The sequence below is a fragment of the Pseudomonadota bacterium genome (genome assembly GCA_039815145.1).
GTDB lineage: Bacteria > Pseudomonadota > Gammaproteobacteria > Steroidobacterales > JBCBZW01 > JBCBZW01.
Window position 1 is genome coordinate 37,212 of sequence record JBCBZW010000034.1, and the last position, 7,795, is coordinate 45,006.

Consider the following 7,795-nt stretch of genomic DNA (forward strand, 5'->3'; position numbering starts at 1 on the left):
CCCGCGGCGGTCTGACAACCGCCCAGCCAACCTCTAGCGCAACAGTTTTTCGGCCGCCTCGCGAATCTGCCCTTCGCTGACCAGCACGAGGTTAGCGGCATCGCCCAAGGGGATGTAGCTGTCCTCGCCGGTCACCCGACGCTTGTGCACCGAGGGGGCGTGTTCGTCGAGGAGGGTGAAGATCTCCTCGGAGATGCCGCCCGTGCGGCGACCCTCGTCCACCACCAGCACGCGTCCTGTGTCACGGGCGTGGCTGGCGATCACCGGCGCGTTCAGGGGCTTCAGCCAGCGCAGGTCCAGCACGCGCACGCGCGCACCCCGCTCCTGCTCCAGCTGGCGGGCGACGCGCAGGGACATGCGTACCCCGTTGCCGTAGGTCACGATCAGCAGCACCGGCTCGCGCGAGTTGCCCTCGGCCTCCTCGTACACGCGTGGCGCACCGAAGGGTGCGGCCTGGTTCGGGGCGGGGTAGGGGAACACCCACTTGCCGTCGCGCTCCTCGTACAGATCCTTGGTCATGTACAGAGCGATAGGCTCGAGGAAGGCCACCACGCGGCCATCGAGCTGCGCCAGCGCCGTGCAGGTGCGCAAGAGCTCCGCCGCATCATCGCCGCGCGAGGGGCAGGCGATGATCAAGCCCGGGATGTCGCGCAGGGCGGTGATCGAGTTGTCGTTGTGGAAGTGTCCGCCGAAGCCGCGCTGATAGCCCAGGGAGGCGATGCGCATCACCATCGGGTTGGTGAACTGGCCGTTGGAGAAGAACTTCAGGGAGCACGCTTCGCCGCGGATCTGGTCACCGGCGTTGTGGAAGTACGCCAGGTACTGGATCTCCGGGAAGGGCAGCAGGCCCATGTGGGCGGCGCCTTGGGCGATGCCGAGCACGGTGGTCTCGTCGAGCAGGGTGTTGAAGACGCGCCGGCCACCGAAGGTGTTCGCCAGGCCCGTCGTCACCGTGTACACGCCGCCCTTCTGCGCCACGTCTTCCCCGAACAGGGTCATCTGCGGGTACTTGACCATGAGGTCCGTGAGGGCGCGATTGATCTGGATGGCGAGATGACGGGGAGCTGCTTGCGTTTCGGGCAGTCCGCCGCGGGAGGCAAAGGCCTTCTCGCGGGCTTCCGTGGGCGCTTCGCGCGTCGCCTCCTCGAGCACGCGGTCGGCCGGGGAGACGCGCGTCAGGGGCCGCATCACCTCCTGGGCGGTGCGCAGCTTCGGCGCTTTGGCGGCGCGGCGCGCGGCGATCTCCGTGCGTTCGCGGATAGCCTCGTAGCGTTGGCGCAGTTCCATCACGCTCAGCAAGCGGGCGGCGACGATGGAGCGGGCCGAGTTCAGGAGCGGGTCGCGGGCCTCGTCGGCCTCGATCTCCGCCAGCGGGCGATACTCCGCCTCCGCGTCCGTCCCGGCGTGCGCCAGCAGGCGTGGGTGGGTGATGTGCAGGAAGACGGGGCGCCGTTCTCGGCGGCACCAATCGATCGCCTCACGCGCTGTGCCCACCGTGTCGAGCAGGTCCGTGCCGTCGGCGTGAAGGTAGTGCAGATCCGCCCGGTGCGCGAAGTTCTGCCTCACCCAACCGCCCGGCGTGCGCACGGAGATGCCGAGGCCGTTGTCCTCGCAGACGAACAGGATCGGCACGGGCAAGCGCTGGTAGGCGGTCCAGGCCGCCGAGTTGAAGGCGCTGAGGGCCGTGGCGTGGTTGGTGCTGGCATCGCCGAAGCTGCAGTAGACGATGCTGTCGTCGGGCACGGGGAGGGCGCCTTCCACCCGTGCGGCCTGGGCGAGGGCCACGGCGGCACCTACCGCTTTCGGTAGCTGGCTGGCGATCGTCGAGGTCTGCGGCGGAATCCACAGGGGGCGGCTACCCCACACCTTGTGACGACCGCCGGAGATCGGGTCCTCTGCGCTGGCGGCGATGCCGTGCGCCGTGTCGAGCACGGGGTCTACACCGGGCACCTTCATGCCGCGCGCCATCACGAAGGCGCCGCTGCGGTAATGGAGGAAGGCGGGGTCGGTGACGCGGGTCAGCCAACCGAGCACGGCATTGGCCTCGTGGCCGGCGCTGCCGATCGTGTAGAAGCCCTCGTTGCGCGAGCGCATGCGGCGCGCTGCGTAGTCGAGGTGGCGCGACATCAGCTGAGCTTCGAGGATCTGCAGGGCGTCGTCGCTCGCAAGGCCCGCGGCTTCGAAGTCGGCGCGGGTCACCTTCGGCAAGGTCTGCTCGGGCCTCGCCTCGATGTCGGCGAGCAGCTCGAGGAAGTTGCGGTCGATGATGTCGGCGCGGTTGACGCTGCGCGTGGCGGCCTTCGTGGCGCGCGCAGAGGTCGGCGGCGGCGTGGGCGTGGCAGCCATGCGTTACGGCCTGTCCTTAGCCTGGTTGACGAGCGAAGAGTGTAGCTTCGTTGCGCGCGGCAAGCATCAGGACGCCGCCATCATCGAAGACGTCCTGAGCCTGCCGGCGACGGGATTTGCTAAAACGCGTTGGTGCCGGTCAGTTCCTGACCAACCACCAGCTCGTGCACGGTCTCCGTGCCCTCGTAGGTGATGACACTCTCGAGGTTGAGCATGTGGCGAATCGGGCAGTACTCGGTGCTGATGCCGGCGCCGCCGAGCAGGTCGCGGGCGTCGCGGGCGATGTCGATGGCCATGCGCACGTTGTTCCACTTCGCCACGGACACCTGGCTCGGCGTCATTGCGCCGCGCTCCTTCAGGCGGCCGAGCTGCAGCGAGAGCAGCTGGGCGGTGGTGATGCGACGAGCCATGTCGGCGGCACGGCGCTGCACGGTCTGGGTGTGATCGAGCGGGCGACCGAACAGTTCGCGTGACTTGGTGTAGTCGAGCACTTCGCGCAGGCAGGCCTGGGCGGCGCCGATGACGCCCCAGGTAATGCCGTAGCGGGCTTGGGTGAGGCAACTCAAGGGGCCCTTCAGGCCTTTCACGCCCGGCAGCATGGCTGAAGCGGGCACGCGCACATCGTCGAAGAACAGGCCCGAGGTGATGGAGGCGCGCAGGGAGAACTTGCGTTCGATCACGGTCGCTTCGAAGCCCGGCGTGCCCTTCTCCACCAGGAAGCCGCGGATGCCGTCGTCCGTCTGGGCCCAGACCACGGCGACGTCGGCGATGGCGCCGTTGGTGATCCACATCTTGGCGCCGTTGATGACCCAGTCATCGCCGTCGCGGCGGGCGTGGGTCTTCATGTTGGCTGGGTCGGAGCCGCCGTGAGGCTCCGTGAGGCCGAAGCAGCCGATCGCCTCACCGCGCGCCATGGCGGGCAGCCAGCGCTGGCGCTGCTCTTCGCTGCCGAAGGCGTGGATCGGGTACATCACCAGGCTCGACTGCACGGAGACGAAGCTGCGAAGACCGGAGTCGCCGCGTTCGAGCTCCTGGCAGATCAGGCCGTAGCAGATGGCGTTCAGGCCGGCGCAGTCGTAGCCCTCGATGGAGCTGCCGAACAGGCCCAGCTCGGCGATCTGCGGCACCAGTTCCATGGGGAAGGTGTGATCGTCGAAGGCCTTGGGGATCAGCGGCAGGGCCACCTCGTCGACGAAGCGGGCCACGGTGTCCTGCACCATGCGCTCTTCGTCGTTGAGTTCACCGCGCACGTCGTACAGATCCATGGGATCGAGGCGGCGGCGGGAGGTGGCGGCTGGCGCGGGGGCGACAGCGGGATCTTGGGCTGCGGTAGACATAGCGTCAGCTCCGTGCACGGGCTCTTATTTGGGGGCGCAATGATACCCGTGCGGGCGAGGGCCCGCACGGGTCGACGCTAGTCGTGAATCAGCGCCGGGAGGCGCGTTTGGCCCTAAGCGGCGGCGACCAGTTTGCCGAGCTTCTTGATCGCGGCGGCTTCGATCTGGCGGATGCGTTCCGCCGACACGCCGTAGCGATCGGCGAGCTGGTGCAGGGTCGCCTTGTTCTCGGTCAGCCAGCGCGACTGCACGATGTCCCGGCTGCGCTCGTCGAGCGCGTCCAGGCCCGCGGTGAGGCTGGCGTGGTTCGCCGCCTCCCAGTCGTCCGCCTCGAGGGCCACGGCGGGGTCCTCCTCGGCAGCCGGCAGGTAGGTCTGGGGCGAGTAGCCGCCGTCTTCGTCGTCCTCACCGGGCAGGGGATCGAAGGACTGGTCGCGGGCCGCGAGGCGCCGCTCCATCTCCGTCACCTCCGCCGGCGTCACGCCGAGGTCCTCGGCTACCGCCTTGGTCTCGTCGGCCGAGAGCCAACCCAGGTGTTTCTTGGCTTTTCGTAAATTGAAGAACAACTTACGCTGGGCCTTGGTGGTCGCCACCTTGACCACGCGCCAGTTGCGCAGCACGAACTCGTGGATCTCGGCGCGGATCCAGTGCACCGCGAAGGACACCAGGCGTACGCCCACCTCCGGGTCGAAGCGCTTCACGGCCTTCATGAGACCGACGTTGCCTTCCTGCACCAGATCGCCGAGCGGCAGGCCGTAGCCCATGTAGCCGCGAGCGATGTGCACGACGAAGCGAAGGTGCGCGATCACCAGCGAACGTGCCGCTTCCACGTCGTTATCTTCGCGGAAACGAGCCGCCAGGCTGCGTTCCTCTTCCACCTCGAGCACGGGCACGGTCTGTACGGCGCTGATGTACGCGTCCAGGTTGCCGACGGGGCCGACGGCCAGCAGGTTGTGCTGATTGTTGATAGTCAGGGCAGTACTCATGAGATCGCCCTCCTTCCAAGCATGGATGTCATTACCTTAAATTTAGCACTCAACCGTAGGGAGTGCTAACACCAGCGGCGTTCCTGTGACGCATTACCGTGAATAACGGTGGGGTCAGTGCCGTCGAACGGTGACCTGGGGCGCAAACGGGGCACGCAAATACGCTTACGCCCTATTAGTGTACCGACCGGTCAATTTGGTTCCATCGATCGTAAAACGCGATCGGCAGCGATCCAGGCGCTCGTCGCCCCAAGAAATGCCGCGCCACCGATCACGGTCGCCACGGGGCCGACGCCGAGGCCAGACAGCGTGAACGACGTGCCATAAACCTCCGCCAGTCTCGCCACCGGGCCGCCGAGGGCTAGCAGGGCCAGGGCGACCAGCACGATCGCAAGCACGCCACCGCCGAAGCCGTACCACAGGCCGCTGAACACGAAGGGTTGGCGCACGAACCCGTCGCTGGCCCCGATCAGACGCGAGATCACGATCTCCTCTCGTCGTGCGCTCACATCGCCGCGAATCGCATTGGCGATGACGAGCAGGGCGGCGAAGCCGAGCAGCACGGTGGTGAGCAGGCTCGCCTGGCCAAGGAGGCTGAGCGTGGCCCGCAGGCGCCGCAGCCAGGCGAGGTCCTCGGTGACCGTATCCACCTGCCTCAGGCCTTGCAGCTCGCTCACCAGGGCCCGGACGGATGCATCGTCGTCGCGACCAGGCGCTGGCACGACCACCAACGTGTGGGGGATGGGATTGGCCGGATCCCCGCGTTCGTCGGTGAGCGACTCCAGTAGCTCGTCCATGCCGCTGTTCTCGCGGAACCAGGTCAGGCCCTCGTTGGCAGGGATCGCCTCCACCGCACTGATGCGTGCATCGGCCCGGTAGCGGGTCGCCAGCTCCTGCAGCGTGGTCTCCGCCACGCCCGGCGTGAGGTAGGCGGAGATCTCCGCCCGGTAGCGCCAGGCCGAGGTGGCGCGCGTCGCGTTGTCGGTGAGGAGCTTCAGCGCCAAGGGCAGGGCAAGGGAGACGCCGATCACCGCCACCGTGAGTATGGATGTCGTTGGCGTACGGGCTAATCGGCCGAGGGCGCCGATGAGCATCTGCGCCTGACGGAGTCCATAGGTGCGCAGGCGGGCAAGAGTGCCTTGTCCTTCGCCGTCGCGGCGTGGCACCCGTTTGGTCTCGCGCTGTGCGGTCTGCTCTGCCGCCACCTCGCGCTCGCGTCGGGCGCGGCGGCGACGGCGCTCCGCTGCGGCCTGGCGGTCCGGGCCTGGATCGGCACCGGCGTTGCGCGAGCCGTCACGACGGATCGGCATCGTTGGGCTCGGCGGTGGTGGCTTGGCGATTGGCGAGGAGCTGACCCTGATCGAGGGTCAGGACCCGGCTACCCATCAAACGGATTAGCTGTACGTCGTGGCTGGCGATGAGCACGGTCACCCCCACCTCGTTGAAGCGCAGGAAGAGCTTCATGATCTCGTAGGAGAGGAGCGGATCGAGGTTGCCCGTGGGTTCGTCGGCGATCAGCAGGCGCGGCCGACTGACCACAGCCCGGGCGATGCCCACGCGCTGCTGCTCGCCGCTCGAGAGGGCGTCGGGCGATGAGCGCTCGTACTGCGCGAGCCCCACCTGGTCGAGGGCCGCACGCACGCGTTTGCCTATCTCCCGCGTGCCGGCGCCGGCGATGACCAGCGGCAGGGCGACGTTGTCGAACACGGTGCGATCGGCGAGCAGCTTGTGATCCTGAAAGACGATGCCGATGCCGCGGCGAAAGGCGGGCACAGCACGCCGGGACAAGCGTGAGGTGTTGGTGCCGCCCACGAACACCTGGCCGCGGGTGGGGCGCTCGACGAGGGCGATCAAGCGTAAGAGCGTGCTCTTGCCGGCCCCGGAGCGACCGGTGAGAAAGACCATCTCGCCGTCATCGACGGTGAAGCTGAGCTCGCGCAAGGCGTCGCGTCCGCCCTGGGCGTAGCGCTTGGTGACGTTGTCGAACTGGATCATGGGGGCGAGCTCTCAGCCCTCAGGCGCCACGACGGCACGCAGCCTCGGCCCAGCACTTCAGTGCGCCTCACCGTCCTCGGCGGCGAGCAAGGCTTCGGCGTACTGGCGTGCGTCGAAGGGCCCGAGGTCTTCCAGCCCCTCACCCACGCCGATGTAGCGAATCGGTAGTCCCAGCTCCCCGGCGATGGCGAGCAAGGTGCCGCCGCGGGCGGTGCCGTCGAGCTTGGTGATCGTGATGCCCGTGACGCCGATCGCTTCGTGGAAGGCCTTCGCCTGTTGCACGGCGTTCTGGCCCATGCCCCCATCGAGCACGAGCATCACCTCGTGGGGGGCGTCGGGGTCGTGGCGGGACACCACCCGCTTCACCTTGGCCAACTCGTCCATGAGCCCACCTTGGGTGTGCAGGCGGCCTGCCGTGTCGGCGATCAGTACGTCCGCCTTGCGGGCGCGGGCTGCTTCCATGGCGTCGAACACGACGGCGGCGGGATCGGCGCCGTCGGTCTGGGCGATGACGTCGATCTGATTGCGCTCGCCCCACACCTTGAGCTGCTCGACCGCGGCGGCGCGGAAGGTGTCGCCGGCGGCCATCATCACCCGCTTGCCCTGGGCTGCGAAGTGGCGGGCGAGCTTGCCGGCGGTGGTGGTCTTGCCGGCGCCGTTGACGCCCACCATCAGGATCATGAAGGGGGCGACGTCGTCCGGCAGCTCGAGGGGCGCGGTGACGGGCTCGAGCAGTCGCACGATCTCCTCGCGCAGGGCGGCGGCGAGGGCGTCGTAGTCCGCCAGCTCCGCGCGGGCGACGCGCTTGTGCAGGCCGCTCATGATCTGCTCGGTGACCCCGAGGCCCACGTCGGCCATGATCAGGTTGGTCTCGAGTTCCTCGAGCACCTCGTCGTCGATCTTGCGCCCGGGCAGGAGGCTGCCCACCTTGAGCCAGGAGTCCTTGCGCCCCAACCTGTCCCGCATGCGAGAGAAGAATCCCTTGCGCGGTTTATCCTCGACAGGCGGCGCCTCAGCCTCCACCTCGGGGGCGGCTGCTGCTGCGGTGGGTTCGGGGGGCGTCGCCTCGGCGTCGCCTTTCTTTTTCTTACGTCCAAACACGGCGCCGGTATGGTAGCGCAGGGGCCACGG

At 68.1% G+C, this 7,795-nt stretch carries 6 protein-coding genes; all 6 read right to left on the minus strand.

What is annotated here, in order from left to right; all coding sequences use genetic code 11:
- Positions 1 to 33 precede the first annotated feature (33 nt).
- Positions 34 to 2,346 carry a thiamine pyrophosphate-dependent enzyme gene (locus tag AAF184_11010; protein MEO0422858.1) on the minus strand — a complete coding sequence of 771 codons (2,313 nt, stop codon included), beginning with the start codon at positions 2,344 to 2,346 and terminating at the stop codon, positions 34 to 36.
- A gap of 119 nt (positions 2,347 to 2,465) precedes the next feature.
- Positions 2,466 to 3,611, minus strand: coding sequence for an acyl-CoA dehydrogenase family protein (locus AAF184_11015; protein ID MEO0422859.1), 1,146 nt, complete (start codon positions 3,609 to 3,611; stop codon positions 2,466 to 2,468).
- 185 nt (positions 3,612 to 3,796) lie between these two features.
- Entirely contained in the window at positions 3,797 to 4,669 is an 873-nt protein-coding gene (gene rpoH / locus AAF184_11020) for an RNA polymerase sigma factor RpoH (GenBank protein MEO0422860.1), read from the minus strand.
- A 191-nt stretch (positions 4,670 to 4,860) separates the two neighbouring features.
- Positions 4,861 to 5,979, minus strand: coding sequence for a permease-like cell division protein FtsX (gene ftsX / locus AAF184_11025; GenBank protein ID MEO0422861.1), 1,119 nt, complete (start codon positions 5,977 to 5,979; stop codon positions 4,861 to 4,863).
- The gene (gene ftsE, locus AAF184_11030; protein ID MEO0422862.1) at positions 5,963 to 6,664 is read right to left on the minus strand and encodes a cell division ATP-binding protein FtsE; all 702 of its coding nucleotides are present in this window, start codon (positions 6,662 to 6,664) and stop codon (positions 5,963 to 5,965) included. The genes ftsX and ftsE overlap by 17 nt, the downstream gene beginning before the upstream one ends.
- A 57-nt stretch (positions 6,665 to 6,721) precedes the next feature.
- On the minus strand, positions 6,722 to 7,765 hold the full coding sequence (ftsY, locus tag AAF184_11035; protein ID MEO0422863.1) for a signal recognition particle-docking protein FtsY: 1,044 nt from the start codon (positions 7,763 to 7,765) through the stop codon (positions 6,722 to 6,724).
- Positions 7,766 to 7,795 lie beyond the last annotated feature (30 nt).